The sequence below is a fragment of the Pseudoalteromonas sp. ABV4_021 genome (assembly GCF_056159365.1).
In genome coordinates this window covers 232,426-257,198 of sequence record NZ_JBSWVB010000002.1, presented here as the reverse complement: position 1 = coordinate 257,198, position 24,773 = coordinate 232,426, and the positions used below count along the sequence as shown (strand labels likewise).

The following is a 24,773-nucleotide window of genomic DNA, read 5'->3' as shown; positions in this document are numbered from 1 at the left end:
GCTGACAATCAGTAAACGAGGACACAATGAAACTAATCAAATCAGCATTAGCTGTCGCGCTAGGTTTATCTACAAGCGCTGCCTTTGCTAATGACACACTAACACTAGAAGATTTAACAAAAATCCAATCAGTTGGCCAAACTGCAATTAGCCCCGATGGCGATGCAGTTGCATTTACTCGCTCTGTGCCACGTGAAATTTATGTAGAAAAAGATGGTTTTAACTATAGCGAACTTTATCTTACTGATGCTAAAGGTAATGAGCGCCCTTTCATTACTGGTAAAGTAAATATCTCAAGTCTTGAGTATTCTGCGGACGGTAAGTTTGTTTACTTCTTAGCAAAGTTTAAAGAAGACAAATTTAAAACCCTTTATCGCATTCCGGTAAATGGTGGTCAATGGCAAAAAGTAATTGCCTTAAAAGGCACGTCTATTTCGTCTTATGATCTAAGCCCAGACAACAAACATGTTGCGATTATTGCAAAGCCTGCTAAACCGAAAAAAGACAAAGAATTAGCAAAATTAGGCTTTAAAGCAGAAACTTATGAGCTTGGTTTAACAACTGCAGAGTTAATGGTTGTTGATTTAGCTGTTAACGAAAAGCCAATCGCCCTTGAAGGGGTAGGAATTAACCAATACGTAAGCGATGTTAACTGGTCAAGTGATGCTAAAAAGCTACTAGTTAAAACACAGCCTTCAGCACTTATCGACGATAAGTACATGAAATCAACATGGCACATCTTTGATCTTTCAAGCAAAAAAGTAGTTACTTCATTTGCAACTGAAGGAAAACTAGGTGCTGCAGAATTTTCACCAAATGGTAAGTACGTCGCAATTCTTGGTGCACAAGACAAGCACGACCCAGCAACAGGCCGCTTATATTTAGCGGATGCACAATCAGGTAAAATTGAAAACTGGTTACCTAATTTTGAAGGCCATATCAGCGATTTCGAATGGGCAAATAAATCAAATACCTTGCACTTCGTAGCGCAAATTGATACTGAGAGCTTTATCGCAACAATTAAGCCGGGCTCAAGCAAATACAAAACCAAGCTTAAACGCGGTAAATTGATTGCTGGCCGTTTATCAATTTCAGATTCGGACAAAACAGTTGCGTTTGCAGGTCACTCACGTAAACACCCGACTGAAGCGTTTATGCTACGTGGTAAAAAAGATATTCGCGTATCAGATTCAAACGCGTGGTTAAACGACAAGCGTCTAGCAAAACAAGAAACTATCTCGTTCAAAGCCGAAGATGGAACACGTTTAGATGGCGTACTTGTTTATCCGTTAGATTACCAAGAAGGAACTCGTTATCCGCTTATTATGTCGGTTCACGGTGGCCCTGAAAGTCACGACAAAGATGGATGGGTAACAAACTACTCTCGCCCTGGTCAAGTAGCTGCTGCACGTGGTTACGCAGTACTTTACCCTAACTACCGCGGTTCAACAGGTAAAGGCGTTGACTACTCTAAACTTGGACAAAATGACTATGCAGGCGAAGAGTTCAACGATCTTGTTCGTTTTAAGCAACACCTTGTTGATAAAGGCTTAGTTGATACTAAACGCGTTGGTATTACAGGTGGTTCATACGGTGGTTATGCATCAGCATGGGCTGCTACAAAACTCACTGAACATTTTGCGACATCAGTAATGTTTGTTGGTGTAACTAACCAATTATCAAAATTTGGTACTACCGACATTTCAAACGAAATGCACCTAGTACATGCGCGTTCTTACCCTTGGGATAAATGGCAATGGTATTTAGAGCGTTCACCTATTTATTGGGCTGGTCAATCTAAAACACCATTACTGATCATGCACGGTAAAGACGATCCTCGTGTTCACCCAGCGCAATCAATGGAACTTTACCGTTATATGAAAGTACAAGGTAAAGACGTACGCTTAATTTACTACCCAGGTGAAGGCCACGGTAACAAGCGTATGGCTGCTAAATATGATTACAGCCTACGTTTAATGCGTTGGATGGATAACTACTTGTTAAATGGTAAAACTGAAATGCCAGAGTACAAGATTGACCACGCAGCAAATTTAAAAGCGAAAAAAGAAGAAAATAAATAATTATTTTCCTATTTGAATAAAGGCCCTATTTGGGCCTTTTTTTATAAGCAAAACACCGAAATTAATTAACGTAATAATTCAGCAACAACAATTTATTGTATACACTTTGAAAAGATTGCATTTTCAATTCACCAGCAATGAAAGATAACTACAAAAATCACATTTTGATTTTAATACCGATAATAATGAATTATTTATGTCAATTGAAGAATTCACCGTTGACAACAGTTAACAAAAATAATACAAATAAGTTAATCAATTTTTAGAGCAAATTTATATGACATTATTTCTTCTACTAACAGTATTCGTCCTGGTCTTAATTAAGTCGCCAGCGGGGAGCTATTAGTTAATTTTGTCATACTGAATTTAATAAGCCCCCGCAACTAGCGGGGGTTTTTTTTATCTACTGCACAGAGGAATGAGGATGGACAGTAATAAAATGTCGGGTGCCGAGCTTGTTGTTAAAGCGTTAAAAGCACTTAAGGTTAAATATATTTTTGGGTATCCCGGTGGTAGCGTATTAGATATTTACGATGCCCTATTTGCCGAGAACGAACTTGATCATATTTTAGTGCGTCACGAGCAAGCTGCCACACATATGGCCGATGGTTTTGCGCGAGCAACAGGTGAAGTGGGCGTTGTACTCGCCACATCGGGACCTGGTGCAACTAATTGCGTTACTGGCATTGCAACTGCTTACATGGATTCAATTCCAATGGTGGTATTATCTGGCCAAGTACCAACCAATTTAATTGGTGATGACGCCTTTCAAGAAACTGATATAGTCGGTTGTTCACGTCCAATCGTAAAACACAGCTTTAACTGTCGTGATGCAGAAAAGATCCCAGAAACCCTAGCTAAAGCGTTTTATCTTGCTGCGTCAGGTCGACCTGGCCCCGTTGTTGTGGAACTACCAAAAGATATATTGAACCCAGCACTTGCGTTTGATTACATTATGCCAGATGACATATCGATGCGTTCATACAGCCCCAATACCAAAGGTCATCCAAAGCAAATCAAAAAAGCCGCATCAGCTATTTTAAATGCTAAACGTCTTGTTATTTACTCAGGTGGCGGCGTTGTATTATCAGACACATCAGAGCAATTAACAGAGCTAGTTGAAAGCTTGAATGCACCTTGTACCAACACCCTAATGGGTTTAGGTGGTATTTCAGGCACGCATCCTAACTTTATAGGTATGCTTGGCATGCACGGTAATTTAGAAGCAAACAAAGCAATGGCAAATGCCGATGTTATTCTTGCTTTGGGTGCACGCTTTGATGATCGTGTAACGAATAATGTTAAAAAGTTTTGCCCCAACGCGACTATTGTTCAGGTTGATGTTGACCCGACGTCTATCTCTAAAACCATTCACTGTCATATACCGGTTGTTGGCGATCTTGCGACTGTATTTACACAATTGCAAAGTGCGATTAGTAAAAGCGACGTTCAAATTGACCGCGCTGCGCAAGAAGATTGGTGGCGACAAATTAATAATTGGCGCGAACAGCGTTGCTTAAGTTTTGAAACTGACTCTAAGAAAATTAAACCACAAGCAGCAATTAAAGCGCTCTACGAAGTAACCAAGGGTGACGCGTATATTAGTTCGGATGTGGGCCAGCACCAAATGTTCGCCGCACAACACTATCCTTTTGCAAAACCACGCCAGTGGATTAACTCTGGCGGCCTAGGCACTATGGGTTTTGGCTTTCCAGCAGCCATGGGTGTAAAACTCGCTTTTCCTGAAAAAGAATCAGTGTGTGTTACCGGTGATGGGTCTATTCAAATGAATATTCAAGAATTATCAACCTGTATGCAATATGGCTTGCCCGTAAAAATTGTGTCTTTAAATAACCGTTCACTTGGCATGGTACGCCAATGGCAAGACATGATTTATTCAGGTCGTCATTCGTGTTCTTACATGGAATCCCTGCCTGATTTTGTAAAACTTGCCGAAAGTTATGGTCACATCGGTATTCGAATCGATCACCCTAGTGAGCTTGACGAAAAGTTAAAAGAAGCATTTTCACATAAAGACAAGCTGGTATTTATCGACATCAATGTAGATGAAAATGAACACGTCTACCCAATGCAAATTCGTCATGGGTCAGTTGATGAAATGTGGCTGAAAAAAGGAGTAAAAGCATAATGCGTCATATTTTAAGCATTCTTTTAGAAAATGAACCAGGCGCCCTATCACGTATTGTCGGTTTGTTTTCGCAGCGCGCCTACAACATTGACAGCTTAACTGTGGGTCCAACTGATGATGACTCGTTATCACGCATCACAATTACCACCACAGGTAATGACCGAATTCTTGAGCAAATCACCAAACAAGTTAATAAGTTAGTTGATGTACATAAAGTGATTGACCTGAGCGATGCCAGTCATATCGAACGTGAGTTATTGTTAGTTAAAGTAATGGCTCATGAAGAGAAAACACGTGCGGCCGTAACCCGCGTGGTTGATATTTTCGGTGCATCTATTTTAGATATGGGTAAAACAACCTATACACTGCAGTTAGTTGGCGCAGTTGATAAGCTAGCATCCTTTATTGATACCTTAAAAAATGAAACCGAAGTGATTGAGGTGGTGCGCTCTGGTGCCGTTGGTTTAAGTCGTGGCGACAAAGCGTTAAGACCAAAGTAGTCATAAAGCGTTTTTAGACAACTACGCCTAATGCTAACGAGGTTGGATTACCCAATGTAAATAACGACATTGGAGGTTCAGCCCTGTTAGCATGTATTTTATCCAACCCCATTTTATTGAATAAGTACCAAATGGGTTTAAGCCACAGAGTTGAATAAAAAACAATAAAAAAGGAGCTGAATGCTCCTTTTTAAAGTTATTGGGATGATAACTTTTACAAATTAGTTAACGCTGTCTTTAAGACCTTTACCTGCTTTGAAAGTAGGGATGTTAGCTGCAGCGATTTGAATTTCTTCACCAGTTTGTGGGTTACGGCCAGTGCGCGCAGCACGTGCTTTAACAGAGAAAGTACCGAAACCAACTAGCGCTACAGAGTTACCGTCTTTTAATGATGTAGACACTGCACCAGTGAATGCGTCTAATGCGCGAGCTGCTGCTGCTTTAGAAATTTCTGCGTCCGCAGCGATTTTTTCAACTAATTGTGCTTTGTTCATTATAGATTCCTATCTTTATTATTTTGCCTTTGCAGACCCTATAGTTATGCATTTTTTCTGGCTTGGCAATACGTATTTGTCATTTTTTAAACAAATTCACCAAAAAAATTGATTTTAAGTTAGTAATTTAATGATCTTGTTGCTTAAACAGCTTGTTGCTTAGACTTTACAAGCAATTGCGTGGCGATAAAACAAAGCCACAGGCTTACAACCGGTGAAAGTAAAAGGCTTAGAAGGTCTACATAGTTTGCTAAAAAGTAACTTAAATCCATTTTTATCATCCCAGATAGTGAGTATTTATTACTTAGTCGCAGCGAGATCAAAAAAGGTTGAAAATTTAATTATATTTTTAAAACGTAGAGGTGACTCGAACAGATTTGAGCTCTTTATGCCGCGTTATAAAATAAAAAACCCGCTAGCCCAGCGGGTTTTTGCTTTTCATAAACTCATAAATACTCGGGATATAAACTTAAAATCATCGTTTTGGCTTTAAGTTAGAATCATCATGCCAAAATTAAACTGAACATTAAGTGAACCAAGTAAAACACGCTAGAATCCGTTTTGCCTGAGTGTTAAATTGTAAAAAACAGCAAAACGATATCGCTATGGATTTCAAACAAAAAATAAATGCAAAACGACCGTTCAATCAGACAACCAATACAAAAACCGCACTTGAGAGCGATCGTGGACGTATTATAAATAGCGCAGGACTACGACGATTACAGCAAAAAACACAAGTATTCCCTCTTGAACGCAATGCTGCGGTCCGTTCGCGTCTTACCCACTCTCTCGAAGTGCAACAAAATGGTCGATTTATTGTACACACCATATTTAATACACTGAGCGAAGCCCAACTAACCCAATACGGGTTGAAGCCTCTTGAACGTGAGTTAGAAAGTTTAGTTGAAATGGCGTGCTTGATGCACGATATCGGTAATCCAGCGTTTGGTCATTTTGGTGAAGCCGCGATAAATACTTGGTTTAGCAAATACTTAAAATCTCATCCGCTTTCGAAAGACGCTTTTGCGAAAACTATTGGTGAAAATCACCCTCTTTCACCTATGCAAGCGATACTAAACGAACTTTGTCATTACGAAGGGAATGCGCAAGCGATACGAAATGTTCACAGCTTATTTGCGCTAAACCTAACCTATTGTCAAACAGCGAGTATCTTAAAATATACTCGCTGTGGCACATTACCCAAACAGCAGGTGCCAGCAAACAAACAATATTTAATGAAAAAGGTTGGCTATTACTTCAGTGAAAGTGAATTTATTGAAACCTTATGTAATGAACTTGGCATGAAGTTAGGTCATCGCCATCCTGCCAGTTACATTATGGAAGCCGCTGACGATATTGCTTATTGTCTAGCCGACATAGAAGACGCTGTTGAAAAAGGCTTAATCACCATCCCTTTTTTAATTGACGTCTTAAACACTGAATACCGCCATGTACTATCACTGTTTAATATTGATGACGATGAGCTAGGCTCGTTTATGCAGCGTAAATGCGAACATGCTTACGATTACGCTAAAAAAGAAGCCTACAACATTGAGAATAATTTCTTCATACGCCTGCGCGTTAACTTACTTCACCCGTTAGTAAAACACAGCGCTATTCGCTTTTGCGATAATATTGACGAAATATTCCATGGTAGCTTCAATGCCTCTCTACTTGAAGATAATAGCTATCAACATGCGATTACTAAAGCACTTAAGTCAGTTGCGTTTAAATATGTATTTTGCCATCACGAAGTGCAACAACTCGAATTACAAGGACACAAGATTATTACTACCTTGCTTAATGAATATGCGTGTTTGCTTGATTATTCACACAACGACTTTAATAAACTATTAGCCGGTGAATTTAATTTTTCGGTTGAATCGCGCTTACTAAACAGAATTTCATCGAAATATCTGTCCGTATATAAAAAATCCGTCGATGCAATGGATACTTTGAAACAAAACGACCCAATCTACGAGTTTTATTATCGTGCACGTTTAATACAAGATTTTATCGGCAATATGACTGACCAATTTGCCTATGATACGTACCGAAAACTGATGGTAATTGAATAGATTTAAACACAAATTGCGTCGCAAAATGCGAAAACCTCATAACCCACCCTTAGTACTCAATAAAAATCAAAGAGTTAACTAAGGCACGTTCATTGCTCAGATAAAGAAAACCATTATTTGAGTACCTGATATGGCGCAATTTAGTCTTAACGTAGCAAAATCTATTGGAAACGAAATTGGCGAATGGTTTCAAGCAAACATCACCGACTTTAACACTAGTCTCGCCTCAACCTGTCACTCGACACATCTGTTCGATATTTATATTTGGGGTGATGTTGCCTATCGAAACCAAGGTAGGCAAATAACCGCTGATCTACTGAATGGACTAAAGAAGTGTTATCCGGGTCGCTCTTGGGTACTCGTTAATAAAGAAACCCGCATTGTTTACGCCGCGAGTGATGAGTTTGGTACTTTTCCGCTACTGGTGTATCAGCATCAACAACATACCGTCATTGCAAGCTCGCGAACCGCACTAGTCACGTGCTTAGAAGGCCGCGTTGAATTTAATCAGAAAGCCTTACGTAACATGCTTGCACTGGGCCAGCTTTTTAACAGCGATTGTATAATTAAGCACACCCAACATTTTACTGGTAAATCTTTGATTACGTTTAACCTTAACAACCACACTCTTGAGAAACAAAAAGTACAGGCGCAATATGTTAAATGTTTGAACAAAAGCACCAAATATAGCCATGCAAAAGACGCGTTTATTAAAGCAGTAAGAAAGTGCTTCAAAAGCGATAGTAGCCCGTTAGTGTCATTGTCAGGCGGTTTAGATTCTCGCGCTATACTATCCGCTTGTGAGGTTTTAAACTTGAAGCCCGATGGACTGTGCTTTGGCGAAGTTAATAGTACGGATGTTCAGTATGCGATTAAGCTTGCTAATGCATGTAATTTAAAACTGTTCCATTCAAAAAATTCAACCACGCATTTTGATACACAAACGATAAAACGAATAACGCAAGCGAACATTGGCGAAGTCCCGTTTCATCATGCGCATTCGCTAATCGACAATCATTTACTGGACCAAACGCAAGGACGAACAATTATAACCGGTACGGGCGCAGAAACGTATCGTGCGTTTTACTACGACAGAGGCATGCCAGGTTTTCGTTTCTTCGGGCAAAGCTCACTTAACAAATACACAGTGCCCCGCATCGCGCGATACATCAGTGAAGAATTAACAAAACAAACGTGGCCAATTGCTCAACTGCTTTTAAAAGACAGTGTTAGTATAGAAAAACGGTTAATAACTTTATGAAAGCGCACGTCTTCGAATATGTCGATGCAGCGAAGCAAGCAGATCAATTTTACTTAAAAGCCCGCTGCCAACGAATGGTTGTCGCTGGGCAGCAATTACCCGACAGTTACTATAATCGTCCGCCCCCATTTTTAAATGATGAGGTCGTGTGTACGATGTTGAATCTACCTGCCAAGTACAAATTACACAGTGCTTTTCATCGCAAACTAATATCTGATTTATCGCCAAAACACGCTGCATTACCATGGGACAAAACCAATAAACCTTTAAACCAGGGTTTAATACTTGGACAAAAATACCCTGGCTTAGTCAGCCGGCTGGGTTTGAACGGGCATTTTGGTAAACAGTTTAAACCTATTTATCAATATGATTATTAGGAAGTTAGTCAAAGCGTATCATTAGCAACCGTTGATTTACTTGGACTTGATGATAACGACAAAGCAGCGCTAATTTCACAAATAAGACAATATAAGCTTGAGAGCTATATAATCGGTTTTGGTCTCGTTTGGCTTAATTGCGTCGACAAAGCGCAAATATTGAAAGCAAGTTAGCTACTACATTTTTTCACAAATTGACAAGCTTATGACAAACCTTGTCCCAAGCTTACTGATATATTATCGCTCGACTGTTTACCACCCCGACCAAAGGTAAATAATTAAACCCTAAAGGCCCAGCTTATAAAGATTCCGAATTAGTCAAAGATTGGGCCTTTTTTTGATTTACACTCAATTTTACTTTTCTCACGTAATAATCAGCACTGCGCATCCCTCTCTGATTAAAAATTCACAAGTTTCACGTAACAGTCTCGACTAGCATGGCAATAAATAATAGTATGATGTGTTCTTTGTATCTTAACTAAACAAAAGTGCAATAAATGGCAAATCACTTAGCATGTCTAACGCACGGTTATCATAGTTAGGTAGCTTATAATATTCAAAAAAGGTTTGGGATTGCTTACGGTTAAACAAAATTCCTTTGCAATTCTCACAATGTGTTAATGTTATTTCATCAAGATTTTTATCGAAAAGTATATTTGAACATTGCGGGCAAACATGTTCACTTGCTGTACCTTTCGTGTTGGTTAAATACGTTGAGAAAGCAGTAAAATTAAACGTTCCCTTACCATCAAGCGCCGAGTAGTACTTTTCAGGTAGCCATGAATAACCGCATTTACAACCAAAGCCTATTTCCCCATACCCTTTCCACACCTGAAAATCACATTCTTTACACACACAACGCATTTTTGACTCCTATTCTTTTGATTTAGAAGCGTATTAGAACTTCAATAAAGCCGGTTAGTTTATGTGTTAAAGGGTGTATTTCGGTGTTGATAGGCCATATGGGGTGTACATAAGTGTTGTGATATGTCTGCTTTTATAAGCAAACTGCTACAGGTTTATTTATGGGTTCTGAGTAATTTTTGCACGTGTTAAAAGGATTCAAAGAGGTATAACAAAATTAACTATAAACTGAGCATCAAGCCCAAGTGTCAATATGCTCCTCATCATCTTCACTTGAATGGTTTTCTTTCGTTGTTTCTTCTTTTTGTTTTTTAAGCTCAGAGAGAGTCGCCTCATTCTTTTTAAGACGCACTTTAGTAGTCTTATTATCGCTTACACCAACGACAAACAAAGTGGATTTATCCACTGGGTGCACAGTATTAATACGCGGCAAAAATGGGGTTAAGATATCCATAGGTTACTCCTCAAACTTACCTATATATCGGCGAGGTTACAGTTTGCTTTAATATTAACGGTTTAAGCAATTTAAAGTGATACCATGAGGTTCCAAAAACATGGCTTCTTTCTCAAAGTCGGCTTGTAATAGAGGTTGTTCCTGCCACCAACTTTGCTCAAATGTTACGTCTATCGAGTGCCCTAAAAACCTGATCTGGTCAATTTTAACAAAATCACATTGACGCTTTTGCGTAAACAACAGTGCTAATCTAAAGATAGAAATCGCCTGCATAAGTTCTTTAAAATCTGTGTTTGATTCAAGCTGTTCAGATTCAAATTTTAATTTCTTTCGATGATTACGTACCAATAACGTTAATAACTGCTGTTCTTCTTGGCTAAAACCGGGCAGTAAACTATTCGCGATTATGTAAGCAGAATGCTTACGAATATTTGAAGAACTTATGCTTAACCCTACTTCATAAACGTCTGCAGCAAAAAAAACAATTTGCTGAAGTTGTGTGCTTACATTCCAGTCTTTGGTTGCATATTCAAACAGCCAATTAAGCATGATTTTAACACGAGTTGATTGATTTTTATCACAATCAAAACGCTGTGCGAAATTGTCTATACTTTGCTGCTTTAGGTTATGATTGTCGCTGCAATCAATTAACTCATGTAGCACGCCCTCGCGTAGCGAGAAATCACAATACGATAACGACTTTATATTGAGTAACTCAAAGCACGCAATCGCAATCGCGACAGCCGAACTAATGATCCCTTTACGCTCATCACTCAATCCTGGTAATTCGATATGTTCAATATCGCCAAACGAAATCAATTTTTGTTTGATTTCGTTTAAGTCAAACAAAGTAATTTGATCATGTTCTGAGTCATTAACAAGTGTGTGCTGCACAATGCTCAAAATTGCTTTAAAACTACCCGATGTGCCAATAGCGTACTGCCAATTTGTATTTTGATAGGCATTAAGAATAGGCTCTATTTCTTGGCTCGCAGCAACAATAGCACGGTTAAAACTATCATGTGAAATAGTATTGTCTGCAAAGAACATTTGCTGAAATGTCACACATCCCATACTTCGGCTAGCAAGCTGATGTGTATTTGCCCCTTTGCCAACAATAAACTCGGTACTGCCACCGCCAATATCTATCACCAGTCTTGTATCGTTATCAACACGATAATTAGCAACGCCTTGGTAAATTAACCGTGCTTCTTCCAACCCAGAAATTACATCAATATTAAATGGAATGATTTTTTTCGCACGTTGGATAAAGTGATATTTATTTTTTGCTTTTCGTACCGTGTATGTGGCTACGATTTTTACGTGATTTGCGTTAAACCCTTGCAGCGTTGTCGCAAACTCTTTCAGTGCTGTTTCAGCTCTGACTATCGCGTCATCACTTAAATTGCCGGCTGCGTCTAACCCTTCAGCTAAATGAACTTTTAGTTTTTCTTTGTGTAAGATTTCTAAACGGCCGCTTATTTGTCTTGCAACAATCAACTGGAAACTATTTGAACCAATATCTAACGCAGCAATTGTTGCAATGCTTTTCATTAAGAGTTTTCTCGCTTTTTCAGGTAATCATAAATTGCAATTTGAGAACGAAGCTTCATTTTATTGCCTCTACGAACGTAATGGTTGCGTTGGCTAGAGTCGATTAACCGCGCTTTAGCACGGTCTTTAAATTGTAATTCAAGAATATCAATTATTATTTGTTTTAACGCATTATCGTAAATTGGTGTCGCCACTTCAACTCGATGATCGAGGTTTCGCGTCATCCAATCTGCCGACGAAATATAGACCTTTTCGTCACCCGAATTATGAAAAACCATAACTCGAGGATGTTCTAAAAATCGGTCAATAATACTGATAATGCGAATGTTTTCTGAAATCCCTTTAATATTAGGAATTAAACTACACATACCGCGAACGATAATGCGAATTTGCACGCCAAAGGTCGACGCTTCGTAAAGCTTATCAACCAAGCCTGTATCAACTAAGTTATTGACCTTAAGCGTAATTGCAGCAGGTTGCTTTAACTTTGCTTGGCTAATTTCGCTGTTAATCAATTTGTAGATTTTTTCACGCGCATTTACCGGCGAAACCATTAAATGTTCAAAGTTAAAGGACTTATAACTGTATTCAATAAAACGGAAAACATCTGTGGCTTCGCAAGTAAGGTCTGAATGTTTAGTAAACAAGCTAAAGTCAGTGTAAATATTAGCCGTTTTTTCGTGAAAATTGCCGGTACCTATGTGTGCATATTTTTCAATCACACCTTTTTCTTTACGGTACACCAAGCATAATTTTGAATGTACTTTTAAACTTGGAATACCAAATATTACTTTTACGCCGGCTTCTTTTAACAGCCGGGACCATTCAATATTATTTTCTTCGTCAAAGCGCGCTTTAAGCTCCACCATCACAGTGACTTTTTTACCATTTCTCGCAGCATTGAGTAACGCACTGATCACACGTGAGTGCTTTGCAACTCGGTAAATGTTGATCTTAATTTGTGTTACTTTCGGGTCGTAACTTGCTTGCCTTAAAAATTCCGTCAGGTGATTGAAAGTGTGATAGGGATAATAAAGTAAAATATCGCCAAGACTAATCGCTTTAAAAACATTGTCTTGCTGGCTAAATTCTTTATTTTTTAACGCCGGTAATGGACGGTTTTCAAGGTATTTACGCCCAACATTTGGAAAACCGATAAAATCCTTAAAATTACGATATCGTGCCGAACCAATAGTCGAATCATATTGTTTAACACCCAACTTTTTACACAGAATTCGTAACATTGCTTCGGGCATATCATCGTCATATACCAATCGCGTAGGTTCAGAGTTTAAACGTTGTTTTAATCCCTTAGACATTTTATCAAGTAAACCTTCGTCTACTTCGTCGTCAAGGTTATACTCAGCATCGCGTGTTAGTTTAAACGCGTGGCCTGAGATGTCATCAAACTTATAAAGCCCGGTAAAAATATCGCGCAAAAAGTATTTTATTAAGTCATCTATTACAACAATGTGCTTATCTTTTTTGTTACGTTTGCTTGGTAAAATAACAAAGCGATTAATTGTTTGTGGCACTTCAAGTGCTGCATATTGCTCTCGCTCACCTTTAAGCGATACCAGTATATAAACACACGAATCATTTAGGTGGATTTTCTTCTCTGGTGCATCACTCACTTTAATCGGCGTCATATGGTCGAGCACATTATTTATAAAATACTCGCTCAACCATGCCCGTGCAGCCTCATCTAGCTGTTCTGGCTTTGAGATGTAAATATTATAACGCGCTAAATCGATTAAAATTTGTTGGTAAATATCGTCAAACTTCTCATTGAGCTTGAGTACTTTCTCTTGAATTTCTGCAAGTAACTGAATATGCTTGGAAGGAAGCTTTTTAACTTCATCGAGTAAAATTCTGCGTTTAACATCGGCAACACGCACTTTAAAAAACTCATCAAGATTATTAGAGAATATGCCTAAAAAGCGAATACGCTCGATAATCGGGTTAGTTTGATCTTTTGCTTCTTGTAACACGCGTTCGTTGAAAGACAACCAACTTAATTCTTTTTCGAAATATAACGGCGTAGCCGAGATATTAGATTCCATTTCCATGTAAAACTAATTTATGCAATTAACTTAAAGATTAGTTTATGTATTTTTTATTGCAAAATTATTACGTGTTAACAGTAACTTAAAAAACGCGTCAAACGAGTCCAATAAAATTCATTTACAATGGCATGGGTTTACATAAACTCTTTTTGTCATTTGCACAGCGCGCGCACTTTTTACAGACAAAGCGAGGGGTATTAACTAACGCCGCTAGCTTTTCTAGCTTTTGCTCTATTTCTTTGCGCTTCCATTCACACAAAGTTTTACTCACATCTAACCTCAATTAACAAATCTAACGCTGTTGTTGAAACGGCTATTTTACTACCAGATCAAACAAACTAAGTCCAAATTGCGCTTTACGCTAAGCCCTAGTAATAAATTAAACGCTATTTTATTAAATAAGCGTAATTTGACCTAATACTTTTATTTTTAATTAGGGATTTTCTGTTGCATTTAAAATGTTCATATTACCTTAATCATCTTTCAACTTTAATGTATTAGCTATTGAGTACATTAAAATTGCAGTGCAGATAATTCCCCCTTTATAAGCTGCTTTCTTAATCAAATCTGATACTAATTATTCGACCACTTTTGTCGCCAGAATAGATACGCACCATCAAACAAGAAAAAACACCAACTTGACCAATTTAATCATCAAAACACCCTGAAAATGACAATTTAACTTGTATATACAGGCCTATACAAGCCAATTTTAAAGCGCCAAGCAACAAGGTTAAGATATTGTTTTTATTGATATGTTATTTTTTGAAATATAGTATTCACAATTAAAGTGCTATTTTTTATTGCAAAGCATTAAAATTCATGTTTTTCTATAAATACAAAAGCCAAACAGGCTTATTATTTAAAAGGTTTATATCATGCTAAATACACTGAACACTATTCATCACCATCATACAACGGAATAGCTTTCAGATATTTCGCTGGAGGGCTATTCCGAAAATATGTCCTCTGGTAATCAAGAAAAATGAGCCCGAGGACAATCTCGGGCTTTTTTATAGCCCAAATTAAATTTAACGCATTATTAGAATTAAATATTGGGAATGAGAAAATGAGTGATAACAACCGTCTACGCATTGCGATTCAAAAATCAGGGCGTTTATCAAAAGACTGCCAAGACCTACTTAAACAACTGGGTGTAAAACTAAACTTACGTGAACAACGCCTAATTGCACACGCTACAAACATGCCAATTGACGTATTACGAGTACGTGATGACGATATCCCTGGGTTGGTAATGGACGGCGTGTGTGACTTAGGTATCGTCGGCGAAAACGTTCTTGTTGAAAGCCAAGCAGAACGCGCTGCACAAAGTCTAAATGCAGAGGTGACTAAACTTGCAAAACTCGATTTTGGTTATTGCCGCCTAGCACTTGCTTGGCCACAAGAGTTAGGTCAGTTGCCGTTAAGTTGGTTTGAAGGCAAGAAGATTGCGACTACCTACCCAGAGATTTTAAAGCAATATCTTAAAAATCAAGGGATCAACGCATCGACTGTACTACTTTCAGGGTCAGTTGAAGTAGCGCCGCGTGCAGGCCTTGCCGATGCGATTTGTGATTTGGTTTCAACCGGTGCGACACTCGAAGCAAATGGTCTTTTGCAAGGAGAAACCATCTTAGAATCAAATGCTTGCTTAATTCAAAACCCTTTAATGGATAACCAGCAAAAGCAAGCATTGCTTGATACTTTGCTACCTCGCCTAAAAGCGGTTCGCCAAGCTAAAGAAAGTAAATATATTATGCTTCACGCGCCTAAAGCAGGATTAGACGAAATTTGCGAACTATTACCTGGTACGGGCAAACCAACCGTATTATCACTTGCTGGCACTGACGATTTAGTTGCATTACACATGGTTTCTAGCGAAACGCTTTTCTGGGAAACCATGGAAGCATTAAAAGAAAAAGGTGCAAGCTCGATTCTTGTGATGCCAATCGAAAAGATGATGGAGTAAACCGTGAACGTTTGGTCGCAACTTTCCGCTGCACAACAAAAGGCCTTATTGGCGCGCCCTGCTCAACAAGATCAGAGCGCCCTGCAAGCGCGTGTTCAAACTATTATCGATACCGTCAAAGAAAATGGCGATAAAGCGCTATTGGATTTTAATCAGCAGTTCGATAATAACCAAAGTGAACAGCTTATTGTGCCACAAAGCGAAATTGATAATTCACAAGCGCTATTAAGTACTGAATTAAAAACTGCTATTGATATTGCGTTTAATAACATTACTAAATTTCACCAAGCACAATTACCTGTTACGAAAAGCATTGAAACCCAAACTGGTGTGTGTTGCGAGCTGCGTTATCAGCCAATTCAATCCGTTGGGATTTATGTACCTGGTGGTACTGCTCCCCTGCCTTCGTCGGTATTAATGCAAGGCGCCCTTGCAAAACTAAGTGGCGCTAAAACCATTGTGTTAGCAACGCCGGTTAAAGGCAATATGGCGATTAATCCAGCCATTTTGTACGCCGCAAAATTATGTGGTGTGACCACGCTTATTAAATCAGGTGGTGCAGGTGTTATTGCAGCAATGGCTTTCGGAACAAGATCCGTACCCAAAGTAAATAAAATATTTGGCCCGGGTAACAGCTATGTCACGATGGCGAAACAGTTAGTTGCACAGCAAGCAACTGGTGTCGCAATTGATATGCCGGCGGGTCCTTCTGAAGTGCTTGTAATTGCCGATGAAGGCGCAAACCCCGCTTTTGTTGCCGCAGATTTACTATCACAGGCCGAACACGGTGAAGACTCTCAAGTGGTTTTAGTATCAAACTGCGAAACGTTAATCAACGAAACCAAACGTGAAATTGACGCGCAACTAAGTACGCTTTCGCGTAAGGCGATTGCTCAAAAAGCATTGTTAAACTCGCCTTTTATATTAGTTGATAGCATTGAGAGTGCGATTAAGGTGTCAAACCAATATGGGCCGGAGCACTTAATTGTACAAACACGTAATGCTGCAGATATTGTAGATAAATTCTATAACGTTGGTTCGATGTTTGTTGGCGATTATACGCCTGAATCAGCTGGCGACTATGCCTCTGGTACAAATCACGTGTTACCGACGTATGGCTATAGCCAAGTTTATTCCGCGCTTAACTTAATGGACTTCTTTAGAACCTATACAGTGCAAACCATTTCACAGTCTGGCTTAGCACAACTTGCAAACAGTATCTTGCCGCTGGCAGAAGCTGAAGGGTTAGACGCACACGCAAACGCGGTGTCAATCAGGTTGCAGGAGGCCAAATTATGAGCCGTGAATTTGCCCCAGAATATATTCAATCACTGAACGCGTATAGCTCTGCAAAAAGCGAAAATCTTACTGGTTCAACGTGGTTAAACGCCAATGAAAGCCCTTATGCAAAAGAGTATGCACTAAATTTAGAGAACTTAAACCGTTACCCAGATCCGCAACCTGAAAACGTCATCAACGCATACGCGCGCTATAGCTATCTTGCAGGCGAAAACATTTTGATGACACGTGGCGCAGATGAAGGTATTGAGTTATTGGTACGCACCTTTTGTCAAAATGGTAAAGACAGCATCGCACAATTTTTACCGACTTACGGCATGTATAAGGTAACCGCAGAAAGTGCCAATGTTGCGTTAGTAGATTTAAGCCAAGACCTTTTAATAAACGCACCACAGTCACAGCTTTTAGATAGTGTTGGTAACGCCAAATTGGTATTTGTCTGTAATCCAAATAACCCAACCGGGAACGTGCTTCCACTGTCTCGAATCGAAGCGATTGTAAAAGCGTTTGAAGGTAAAGCCATTGTCGTCGTTGACGAAGCGTATATTGAATTTTGTGAAGAATTTACAGCTGCTGGGTTAATCGAAAAGTATCAAAACCTGGTGGTTTTAAGAACCTTATCAAAGGCATTTGCATTAGCAGGTTTACGCACCGGATTTGTGTTAAGCAATCCAGAGCTAATTAATACCATGCGCAAAGTACTAGCGCCGTATCCTGTCTCGAGTGTGGTTGCCGCAATAGCAGAACAAGCGCTTACAAGCTGCAACATCAGTAGCGTTAAACGCCAGGTGTCAATTATAAACAACAATCGTGCAACACTTATTAATCAGTTATCCGCGTGCAAACACGTGCGTAAGGTACTTCCGAGTTTTGCAAACTTTGTCACTATCCAGCTGAGCGATAAGGCACACATCGCAGCAGCAATGGAAAGTGGCTTAATTATGCGCCCTTTTACACTTTATGGCGAAGATAATTGGCTACGCATCAGTATTGGTTCAGAACAAGAGCTTAACGTTGTATTCAACTGGCTAGAAGAAATAAACGGATAATAATTATGGCAGTTCCTTACTTATTTATAGATAGAGACGGTACTTTAGTAGAAGAGCCAGCTATCGATAAACAACTTGATACACTTGAAAAGTTAGTTTTTGAGCCAGGCGTTATACCTGCGCTGTTACAACTGCAAGCTGCAGGTTATAAACTGGTTATGGTATCTAACCAAGATGGCTTAGGCACAGATAGTTTCCCACAGGCCGACTTTGATGCACCGCACGATAAAATGATGCAGGTTTTTAGCGCATCGAACATCTGTTTTGATGAGGTATTAATTTGCCCTCACTTTGACGATGAAAATTGCACCTGCAGAAAGCCAAAAACCGGGCTACTAAAACAACTGATGCAATCGGGTGTTGTCGATTTAGCTAATTCCTATGTGATTGGCGATCGCCAAACCGACATTCAACTTGCTGAAAACCTGTGTTGTGAAGGTATTTTGTATACTGGCAACTGGCCTGAGATCGTAACTCAACTCACCACGCGTAATCGTACCGGCGAAGTTAATCGCAACACCAGCGAAACCCAAATTTCAGTTAGTGTAAACCTCGATTCGGGCAAACAAGGGGAAGTACAAACAGGGCTGGGCTTTTTTGACCACATGCTCGATCAGATTCGTACGCACAGTAATATCGGCCTTAATATTAAGGCATCTGGTGATTTACACATTGATGAGCATCACCTTGTTGAAGACGTTGGTATTGCACTTGGTAAGGCACTTAAACAAGCGCTGAGTACCAAAACACAAATTGGTCGCTATGGTTTTTCGTTGCCAATGGATGAGTGTAAAGCAGACGCGCAGATTGATTTATCGGGTCGCGCATCGTTCGTACTAAATGCCAATTTCTCACGTGAAAAAGTGGGCGATATGGATGTACAAATGGTTGAGCACTTCTTCAAAAGCCTCACTGATAATGCGGCAATTAGCTTAATCTTAAGTGTGTCAGAGGGTAATTGTCATCACCAAGTTGAGGGTCTATTTAAAGCGTTTTCACGTGCACTGCGAATGGCAATTGCAAAAGATGTTACACAAACCACTGCCAGTTCTAAAGGATGTTTATGATAGCCATAATTAATACCGGTTGTGCAAACATTAATTCGGTTCGATTTGCGTTTGAGCGTTTAGGCGCTCAGGTTGAAATTATCACAGAACCTGAAAAACTGAACGATTTTCCTCGTGCAGTGCTGCCCGGTGTAGGTCATGCGTCTGTTGCAATGAAACGCTTAATCGATAACAACTGGCAAGATGCTATAAGCAATTACAAAAAGCCTTTATTAGGTATTTGTTTAGGTATGCAGTTAATGTGTGATGAGACTGAAGAAGGTGATGTGAAGACCCTTGGGCTCATTCCTGGAAAATTAAATGCGCTCAAAAGTAAGAACCTAACCTTACCGCATATGGGCTGGAATAATTTGGATTTAAAATCAGACCACCCTATTTTAGCGGGCATCAATGCCAACGACCAAGTGTATTACGTACACAGTTTTGCGCATGGAGCAAATCAATACACAGTGGCATCAAGCAATTATAGTACTGAATTTTCAGCTATTATTGCCAAAGATAATTTCATTGGCATGCAATTTCACCCAGAAAAATCAGCCCGCGTTGGCGAACGTTTACTGAAAAACTTTTTAGCGTTATAGGAACAATCATGATTATTCCCGCATTAGATATTTTACAAAATCGCATTGTTAGACTATACCAAGGCAAGTACGACACAGCACAATTTTATGATTTTGCCTTTAAACAACGGTTAGCAGAGTACGCAAATTCAGGCGCTGAACGAATTCACATTGTTGATCTTGAAGGCGCCCGTGATCCGGACAAAAAGCAATGGCAGTTCATTCAAGAAGCATCAAACGAGCTCAAACTACCCTTTCAAATCGGCGGCGGCATTCGAAGCGAGTCAGACATATCCACTTGGCTGAACGCAGGCGTACATCAAGTGGTGATTGGCTCGAAAGCAGTGACGGACAAGAGCCAAGTAAAGAATTGGATAAACACATTCGGCGCAGCTAAATTCGTAATCGCGCTTGATGTTAACAAAGACGGCGACACGTGGCGCCCTGCTACGCACGGTTGGCTTGAAAAATCACCTTACGACCTGTTTGAGTTTATAGAATTCTATAAAGAATTGGGCGTAAAAGACTTTTTGTGCACAGACATTAGCAAAGACGGTACGATGACCGGCCCTTCATTTAAGCTATACCAAGACATTCTTACACAGTTTGACAATATTCGCGTGCAAGCATCAGGTGGTGTTAGTTCTCTTGAGGATATTAAGCAGTTAAAAGCCCTTGGTGTCGGTGGTGTAATTTTAGGAAAATCATTACTCGATAATGCGTTTAGCGCAAAGGAGGCGGTAACGTGTTATCAAAACGCATAATCCCTTGTTTAGACGTTAAAAATAATCAAGTCGTAAAGGGCGTTAAATTTAAAGAGCACGAAATCGTCGGCGATATTTTGCAACTTGCCGAGGCGTACTCGCAAGCAGGTGCCGATGAGCTAGTTTTCTATGAAATTACAGCGAGCGTTGAAAAGCGTTTACTTGATGTAACCTGGGTGGAGCAGATTGCCCGTTATATCAATATCCCTTTTTGTGTTGCGGGCGGCATTAAATCGGTCGCCGACGCTGCAAAAGTACTCGAAATGGGTGCAGATAAAATTAGCATTAATAGCCCTGCAATAGCAAGGCCCCAGCTTATTAAAGAGTTACATGATGAGTTTGGGAAACAGTGTGTTGTGGTTGGTATCGACAGTTTTTATGACAAAACCACTGGTGAATACCTAGTATATCAGCTAACGGGCGACCCTAACGCATCAAGCCAAACACGTTATAAAACCCAAGAATGGGTTAAACAAGTGCAAGAATTAGGTGCCGGCGAAATTGTGCTTAACTGCATGAACCAAGACGGCGTAAGAAAGGGTTATGACAATCAGCAATTAAGTGAAATACGCGCGATTTGTGATGTCCCTTTAATTGCCTCTGGCGGCGCGGGTAAAATTCAAGACTTTGCCGATGTATTTTTACAAAGTAATGTCGATGGCGCACTGGCGGCATCGGTTTTTCACAAAGGCTTAATTGATATAACCGAGCTAAAACAAACCCTTAATCAACAGACAATTCCGGTGCGACTATGAAATTAGATTTAAGCAATATTTCAGCTCTCGATTTTGAAAAAAGTGAGCTTATTCCCGCGATTGTACAGGATGTGCAATCAGGGCAAATTTTAATGCAGGGTTTTTGTAATCTAGCTGCAGTTCAAACGACTTTAGAAATTGGCAAAGTAACCTTTTATAGCCGTTCAAAACAGCGTTTATGGACAAAAGGTGAAAGCTCTGAAAACTATCTGGAATTGGTATCAATGCATACTGATTGTGATCAAGATTCATTATTAATACTGGCAAAACCAAAAGGTCCAACTTGTCATTTAGGTACACAGAGTTGTTTTGGTGATGCAAGTACCGATTTAAGCTTTTTAGGTACGCTCAACAGTGTTATTGCAAAGCGAAAAAATGACGACCCAAGCGAGAGTTACACCGCAAGTTTATTTGCAAAAGAGTTGAGTCGAAGTTGCCAAAAGGTTGGCGAAGAAGGCGTTGAAGTCGCCTTAGCAGCAATGAAAAATGACAACGAAGAGTTACTCAATGAATCGGCAGATTTACTATATCACTTGTTAGTACTATTACAGCGACAAAACCTAGATATTAGCCAAGTTATTAATGTGCTAAAAAATAGACATAAATAAGTTCTACTCATTAACCAAGGTTGCAATAGCAACCTTGGGCATCAGTTAAAATAGTAGCGCCTAATGCGTTGTGCTCGGTCTTGTCGTTAATGTACTGTTCGACAAGTCCCTCGCCTTCGCTACAAAACATTCCTGTTGCATAAGGACCAAGATAGGTTAACTTACCATTTTGGTTGATTACTGCGACCGCAGGTACCGAAGGTATATTAAAACGATTATCACTGTTAAGCGTAATAACATGATTTTTAAAGCCTTGTTCCGAAGCTAGTTTTTTCACAGACGTAACATGGCTTTCGGCAACATACTCACAAAAGCAATTATCCATTGTAAAGTGCACTACTGCCCCACTCCTAGTACCTACGGTTTCTTCAATAAGCGATGTAAAGCGACGGTCAAATTTCGTGTCCATCGCGTTACTCAAAAGCAAGCCGTTTACATCAAATTGCTTTGCTTTTAATGTCGATAAGTACAATACACTGCAGGTTAAAATAATTGACCATACTGCTAACAAAACCCAGTGTAATTTAGAGCTCAAAGCGTGATAACTCGCAGTTTAAGTTTTCAATATCGTGTTTCATCTCTTTAAAACGTTGGCTTGACTCATTGGTATTGTGTTTTAACTGCTCAGAGTTCTGTGATAAGCGTTGTGTCGACTCAGAGATGCTTGCAGAGACCGTTGCTTGTTCATTTGCAGCACTCGCGACAGAAGCCATGTTATTAACCATGCTTTCAATATTTTCAACTACGCCCATCATCATATTTGATGCGTCTTTTGCTTGTTCAACCGTATCTTCTGCTTGAACTAAGCACTTGTCCATTTGTTCTACCGAAGACGATGCCTCATTAATTAACGCCGCGGTAATTTCACTGATCTGCTCTGCGTTTTGACGTGTTTTCATAGCAAGTTGCCTTACTTCATCTGCAACAACGGCAAATCCACGGCCATGCTCTCCAGCCCTAGCTGACTCGATTGCAGCATTTAACGCTAATAAATTGGTCTGATCTGAAATCGATTTAATTGCATTCATCACTTCTTCAATTTGATTACACTTTAACGCCAGCTCACCAATTGTTTGAGATGTTGCCGATAAATCGCCCTTAAGCCCATCAATATTTTGTGCAGAACCATCAATAATTTGCTTTGTTTTATCAGTACGGGTAAATGCATCGCTTGCACTTTCATTGGCTTCACTGGCCTGGCTTGCAACATTAGCATTAGCGACTGTCATTTCTTCGGTTGCAGTAGCTATTAAGCTGATTTGACTGACATTTTCATCAGTCGCACGGTCGACATCATTGCTTAAATCCAACACAGCTTCAGAACGTTGCAAAACACTTTCACTCACCGTTTTAGTTTGTTTAATAAAGGCACTTAGTGAAGTCATTAACTTATTGTAATCAGAACCATCTGATTGCTTGTTGGTAAATGCAGTTAAGTCAAATTTGTCCTCTTTACTCAATACAGCATGAATAGATTCTGATAATTTATATGCACTTACACCCTCTCTATGCGTTAATTTAGCAACATACATCAATACGCCACCCTCGGTTACCGCAAAAAGCGCATGAATGATTAAAATGTAAAATGCTAAATGGCCTTGTTCAAATATGTAAATCGAGGCGCCTTGCGACTGCACAATAAAAAACAGAATGTGATGAACGGCTATAAATATTACACTCGACAAAATTACTTGCCAATCGCGGTAGAAACTTAAAAATGCCAGCATTACAAATATTTCAAAGTGTAATTCCGTTAACCCCATTGTCTGCTGAATATGAAGCGCAGCAAATAACTGAACCGCAACACCGACGGCATGACGAGTAACTGATGCAAACGGTGCGGTAGTAATTAAAGATAAGGGTAAGGCGAGAATCAGCAGGCCAATTGCGATACCTTCAAACCAAGTATCAGTAAAAAAAGCGATAATTAACGTAATAACAAACTGACCAATTAATACCGCAGAGAAGATCCGGTTTGCTTTTTCAATCCAAGGGTAATTCATTTAAACTTCCAAATAGTGCTCATAAATAAACGGTAATACAACACGAGTTTTACGGTTTGTAATGCCTGTTGGCTCATTTTCCTATGTCACAATTTTAAATCTAAATTAAAAATTAGTATTTGATTTAGCTTTTGTTTATTGCAAATTTAACAATTAATTTTAAGCTTGATTAAATGCTACACAATACGCTTGTTGATAATTGATAAATCACAATATTGCATACGTTAAGCATAGATTTTCTTTTTAAGTCTCGCTATGCTGATGGCAAATTATTAGGGATAGCATTATGTTTCGTAAAATTTCTGCTGCATCACTGTTTTTGGCTTTAGTAGGCTGTGGTTCAACACTCACTCCAACACAAACTGCCTACGTTGATAACTTAACGCCATGTGAAAAAATTCAAGGTTTAGTTGATGGTTTTAAAAATCAATTTGAGCCGCTTAAAGCAACACGTGTTCAAACTAAGTTTGGCGATGTGTGGACACCAAAGTACCATTTGCTCGGCAATAGTTGTCAAATTCTCGGAATGAATAACGAAAGAGTGTCTTACAAGTGCGCAAAGCAATACGATAACGAATCACAAAGCCGTGAAGCGTTTGACTTAGCCGTAAGTCAAGTAGCGCAATGTTTGGGCAGCCAATGGCAAGCAAATAAAACAGCACAAAATCAAAGCCAACGAACTACATTTAAAAATGCAAAGCACGATGCCGTAATTAGCATTCAAAGCGGACAAACAAACGCCAAGTATAATAAAACGTGGCAAACATCCTTTGAAGTTGGCGGTTTAATTAAAAAATAAGCGCATATATTCATTATATAAT

The 24,773-nt window shown here is 39.4% G+C and carries 22 protein-coding genes; 15 read left to right on the top strand and 7 right to left on the bottom strand.

Annotated elements, in window-relative coordinates; all coding sequences use genetic code 11:
* Positions 1-26 precede the first annotated feature (26 nt).
* The 3 genes from ACXAFE_RS15505 to ilvN all read left to right on the top strand — a co-directional run bounded on the left by ACXAFE_RS15505 (position 27) and on the right by ilvN (position 4,730).
* Complete coding sequence (locus tag ACXAFE_RS15505; RefSeq protein WP_475154306.1) at positions 27-2,081, top strand: S9 family peptidase; 2,055 nt, start codon at positions 27-29, stop codon at positions 2,079-2,081.
* Positions 2,082-2,505: 424 nt separating this feature from the next.
* Positions 2,506-4,230 carry an acetolactate synthase 3 large subunit gene (locus tag ACXAFE_RS15500; protein ID WP_475154305.1) on the top strand — a complete coding sequence of 575 codons (1,725 nt, stop codon included), beginning with the start codon at positions 2,506-2,508 and terminating at the stop codon, positions 4,228-4,230.
* Entirely contained in the window at positions 4,230-4,730 is a 501-nt protein-coding gene (gene ilvN, locus ACXAFE_RS15495) for an acetolactate synthase small subunit (RefSeq protein WP_010559148.1), read from the top strand. Before ACXAFE_RS15500 ends, ilvN begins: the two co-directional genes overlap by 1 nt.
* A 221-nt stretch (positions 4,731-4,951) precedes the next feature.
* Here the strand turns inward: ilvN and ACXAFE_RS15490 are convergent, their stop codons facing one another.
* The gene (locus ACXAFE_RS15490) at positions 4,952-5,224 is read right to left on the bottom strand and encodes an HU family DNA-binding protein (RefSeq protein ID WP_010559147.1); all 273 of its coding nucleotides are present in this window, start codon (positions 5,222-5,224) and stop codon (positions 4,952-4,954) included.
* A gap of 605 nt (positions 5,225-5,829) precedes the next feature.
* On the opposite strand from ACXAFE_RS15490, the gene dgt reads away from it, so the two are divergent.
* From dgt to ACXAFE_RS15475, 3 genes are all read left to right on the top strand, one after another.
* Positions 5,830-7,302 (top strand): dGTPase, encoded by a 1,473-nt coding sequence (gene dgt / locus ACXAFE_RS15485; RefSeq protein ID WP_475154299.1) that lies wholly within the window; start codon positions 5,830-5,832, stop codon positions 7,300-7,302.
* Between the two features lie 130 nt (positions 7,303-7,432).
* The gene (locus ACXAFE_RS15480; RefSeq protein WP_475154294.1) at positions 7,433-8,563 is read left to right on the top strand and encodes a hypothetical protein; all 1,131 of its coding nucleotides are present in this window, start codon (positions 7,433-7,435) and stop codon (positions 8,561-8,563) included.
* Complete coding sequence (locus tag ACXAFE_RS15475) at positions 8,560-8,940, top strand: hypothetical protein (protein WP_475154292.1); 381 nt, start codon at positions 8,560-8,562, stop codon at positions 8,938-8,940. Before ACXAFE_RS15480 ends, ACXAFE_RS15475 begins: the two co-directional genes overlap by 4 nt.
* Positions 8,941-9,414: 474 nt before the next feature.
* Here the strand turns inward: ACXAFE_RS15475 and ACXAFE_RS15470 are convergent, their stop codons facing one another.
* The 4 genes from ACXAFE_RS15470 to ppk1 form a co-directional block, all read right to left on the bottom strand.
* Positions 9,415-9,804, bottom strand: coding sequence for a hypothetical protein (locus tag ACXAFE_RS15470; protein ID WP_475154287.1), 390 nt, complete (start codon positions 9,802-9,804; stop codon positions 9,415-9,417).
* 235 nt (positions 9,805-10,039) lie between these two features.
* Complete coding sequence (locus ACXAFE_RS15465) at positions 10,040-10,258, bottom strand: hypothetical protein (protein ID WP_475154283.1); 219 nt, start codon at positions 10,256-10,258, stop codon at positions 10,040-10,042.
* 54 nt (positions 10,259-10,312) lie between these two features.
* Entirely contained in the window at positions 10,313-11,812 is a 1,500-nt protein-coding gene (locus ACXAFE_RS15460) for a Ppx/GppA phosphatase family protein (protein WP_475154277.1), read from the bottom strand.
* Complete coding sequence (ppk1, locus tag ACXAFE_RS15455) at positions 11,812-13,881, bottom strand: polyphosphate kinase 1 (RefSeq protein ID WP_475154272.1); 2,070 nt, start codon at positions 13,879-13,881, stop codon at positions 11,812-11,814. The genes ACXAFE_RS15460 and ppk1 overlap by 1 nt, the downstream gene beginning before the upstream one ends.
* A 1,066-nt stretch (positions 13,882-14,947) precedes the next feature.
* On the opposite strand from ppk1, the gene hisG reads away from it, so the two are divergent.
* From hisG to hisIE, 8 genes are read left to right on the top strand one after another with little or no spacing between them, the layout of a single operon-like run.
* Positions 14,948-15,847 carry an ATP phosphoribosyltransferase gene (hisG, locus tag ACXAFE_RS15450; protein ID WP_475154266.1) on the top strand — a complete coding sequence of 300 codons (900 nt, stop codon included), beginning with the start codon at positions 14,948-14,950 and terminating at the stop codon, positions 15,845-15,847.
* A gap of 3 nt (positions 15,848-15,850) precedes the next feature.
* Positions 15,851-17,146, top strand: coding sequence for a histidinol dehydrogenase (gene hisD, locus ACXAFE_RS15445; RefSeq protein WP_475154261.1), 1,296 nt, complete (start codon positions 15,851-15,853; stop codon positions 17,144-17,146).
* Positions 17,143-18,195 carry a histidinol-phosphate transaminase gene (gene hisC / locus ACXAFE_RS15440; RefSeq protein ID WP_475154255.1) on the top strand — a complete coding sequence of 351 codons (1,053 nt, stop codon included), beginning with the start codon at positions 17,143-17,145 and terminating at the stop codon, positions 18,193-18,195. The genes hisD and hisC overlap by 4 nt, the downstream gene beginning before the upstream one ends.
* 5 nt (positions 18,196-18,200) lie before the next feature.
* Positions 18,201-19,262 (top strand): bifunctional histidinol-phosphatase/imidazoleglycerol-phosphate dehydratase HisB, encoded by a 1,062-nt coding sequence (hisB, locus tag ACXAFE_RS15435; RefSeq protein ID WP_475154251.1) that lies wholly within the window; start codon positions 18,201-18,203, stop codon positions 19,260-19,262.
* Positions 19,259-19,843, top strand: coding sequence for an imidazole glycerol phosphate synthase subunit HisH (gene hisH / locus ACXAFE_RS15430; RefSeq protein ID WP_475154246.1), 585 nt, complete (start codon positions 19,259-19,261; stop codon positions 19,841-19,843). Before hisB ends, hisH begins: the two co-directional genes overlap by 4 nt.
* Positions 19,844-19,851: 8 nt before the next feature.
* The gene (gene hisA, locus ACXAFE_RS15425; protein WP_475154240.1) at positions 19,852-20,586 is read left to right on the top strand and encodes a 1-(5-phosphoribosyl)-5-[(5-phosphoribosylamino)methylideneamino]imidazole-4-carboxamide isomerase; all 735 of its coding nucleotides are present in this window, start codon (positions 19,852-19,854) and stop codon (positions 20,584-20,586) included.
* Positions 20,568-21,341: an imidazole glycerol phosphate synthase subunit HisF gene (hisF, locus tag ACXAFE_RS15420; protein WP_475154237.1), complete on the top strand. Its 774-nt coding sequence runs from the start codon at positions 20,568-20,570 to the stop codon at positions 21,339-21,341. The genes hisA and hisF overlap by 19 nt, the downstream gene beginning before the upstream one ends.
* On the top strand, positions 21,338-21,949 hold the full coding sequence (hisIE, locus tag ACXAFE_RS15415) for a bifunctional phosphoribosyl-AMP cyclohydrolase/phosphoribosyl-ATP diphosphatase HisIE (protein WP_475154235.1): 612 nt from the start codon (positions 21,338-21,340) through the stop codon (positions 21,947-21,949). Before hisF ends, hisIE begins: the two co-directional genes overlap by 4 nt.
* Positions 21,950-21,959: 10 nt before the next feature.
* Here the strand turns inward: hisIE and ACXAFE_RS15410 are convergent, their stop codons facing one another.
* Together ACXAFE_RS15410 and ACXAFE_RS15405 are read right to left on the bottom strand one after the other, a co-directional pair.
* Complete coding sequence (locus ACXAFE_RS15410; protein ID WP_475154233.1) at positions 21,960-22,484, bottom strand: DUF6436 domain-containing protein; 525 nt, start codon at positions 22,482-22,484, stop codon at positions 21,960-21,962.
* Positions 22,474-23,952, bottom strand: coding sequence for a methyl-accepting chemotaxis protein (locus tag ACXAFE_RS15405; RefSeq protein WP_475154230.1), 1,479 nt, complete (start codon positions 23,950-23,952; stop codon positions 22,474-22,476). Before ACXAFE_RS15405 ends, ACXAFE_RS15410 begins: the two co-directional genes overlap by 11 nt.
* Positions 23,953-24,238: 286 nt before the next feature.
* On the opposite strand from ACXAFE_RS15405, the gene ACXAFE_RS15400 reads away from it, so the two are divergent.
* Positions 24,239-24,751 carry a hypothetical protein gene (locus ACXAFE_RS15400; protein ID WP_475154228.1) on the top strand — a complete coding sequence of 171 codons (513 nt, stop codon included), beginning with the start codon at positions 24,239-24,241 and terminating at the stop codon, positions 24,749-24,751.
* Positions 24,752-24,773: the final 22 nt, after the last annotated feature.

Excerpts from the sequence above, each read along its gene's own strand:
- ACXAFE_RS15505 (WP_475154306.1), top strand. The coding sequence starts at position 27 with ATGAAACTAATCAAATCAGCATTAGCTGTCGCGCTAGGTTTATCTACA.
- ACXAFE_RS15500 (WP_475154305.1), top strand. The coding sequence starts at position 2,506 with ATGGACAGTAATAAAATGTCGGGTGCCGAGCTTGTTGTTAAAGCGTTA.
- ilvN (WP_010559148.1), top strand. The coding sequence starts at position 4,230 with ATGCGTCATATTTTAAGCATTCTTTTAGAAAATGAACCAGGCGCCCTA.
- ACXAFE_RS15490 (WP_010559147.1), bottom strand. The coding sequence starts at position 5,224 with ATGAACAAAGCACAATTAGTTGAAAAAATCGCTGCGGACGCAGAAATT.
- dgt (WP_475154299.1), top strand. The coding sequence starts at position 5,830 with ATGGATTTCAAACAAAAAATAAATGCAAAACGACCGTTCAATCAGACA.
- ACXAFE_RS15480 (WP_475154294.1), top strand. The coding sequence starts at position 7,433 with ATGGCGCAATTTAGTCTTAACGTAGCAAAATCTATTGGAAACGAAATT.
- ACXAFE_RS15475 (WP_475154292.1), top strand. The coding sequence starts at position 8,560 with ATGAAAGCGCACGTCTTCGAATATGTCGATGCAGCGAAGCAAGCAGAT.
- ACXAFE_RS15470 (WP_475154287.1), bottom strand. The coding sequence starts at position 9,804 with ATGCGTTGTGTGTGTAAAGAATGTGATTTTCAGGTGTGGAAAGGGTAT.
- ACXAFE_RS15465 (WP_475154283.1), bottom strand. The coding sequence starts at position 10,258 with ATGGATATCTTAACCCCATTTTTGCCGCGTATTAATACTGTGCACCCA.
- ACXAFE_RS15460 (WP_475154277.1), bottom strand. The coding sequence starts at position 11,812 with ATGAAAAGCATTGCAACAATTGCTGCGTTAGATATTGGTTCAAATAGT.
- ppk1 (WP_475154272.1), bottom strand. The coding sequence starts at position 13,881 with ATGGAAATGGAATCTAATATCTCGGCTACGCCGTTATATTTCGAAAAA.
- hisG (WP_475154266.1), top strand. The coding sequence starts at position 14,948 with ATGAGTGATAACAACCGTCTACGCATTGCGATTCAAAAATCAGGGCGT.
- hisC (WP_475154255.1), top strand. The coding sequence starts at position 17,143 with ATGAGCCGTGAATTTGCCCCAGAATATATTCAATCACTGAACGCGTAT.
- hisB (WP_475154251.1), top strand. The coding sequence starts at position 18,201 with ATGGCAGTTCCTTACTTATTTATAGATAGAGACGGTACTTTAGTAGAA.
- hisH (WP_475154246.1), top strand. The coding sequence starts at position 19,259 with ATGATAGCCATAATTAATACCGGTTGTGCAAACATTAATTCGGTTCGA.
- hisA (WP_475154240.1), top strand. The coding sequence starts at position 19,852 with ATGATTATTCCCGCATTAGATATTTTACAAAATCGCATTGTTAGACTA.
- hisIE (WP_475154235.1), top strand. The coding sequence starts at position 21,338 with ATGAAATTAGATTTAAGCAATATTTCAGCTCTCGATTTTGAAAAAAGT.
- ACXAFE_RS15405 (WP_475154230.1), bottom strand. The coding sequence starts at position 23,952 with ATGAATTACCCTTGGATTGAAAAAGCAAACCGGATCTTCTCTGCGGTA.
- ACXAFE_RS15400 (WP_475154228.1), top strand. The coding sequence starts at position 24,239 with ATGTTTCGTAAAATTTCTGCTGCATCACTGTTTTTGGCTTTAGTAGGC.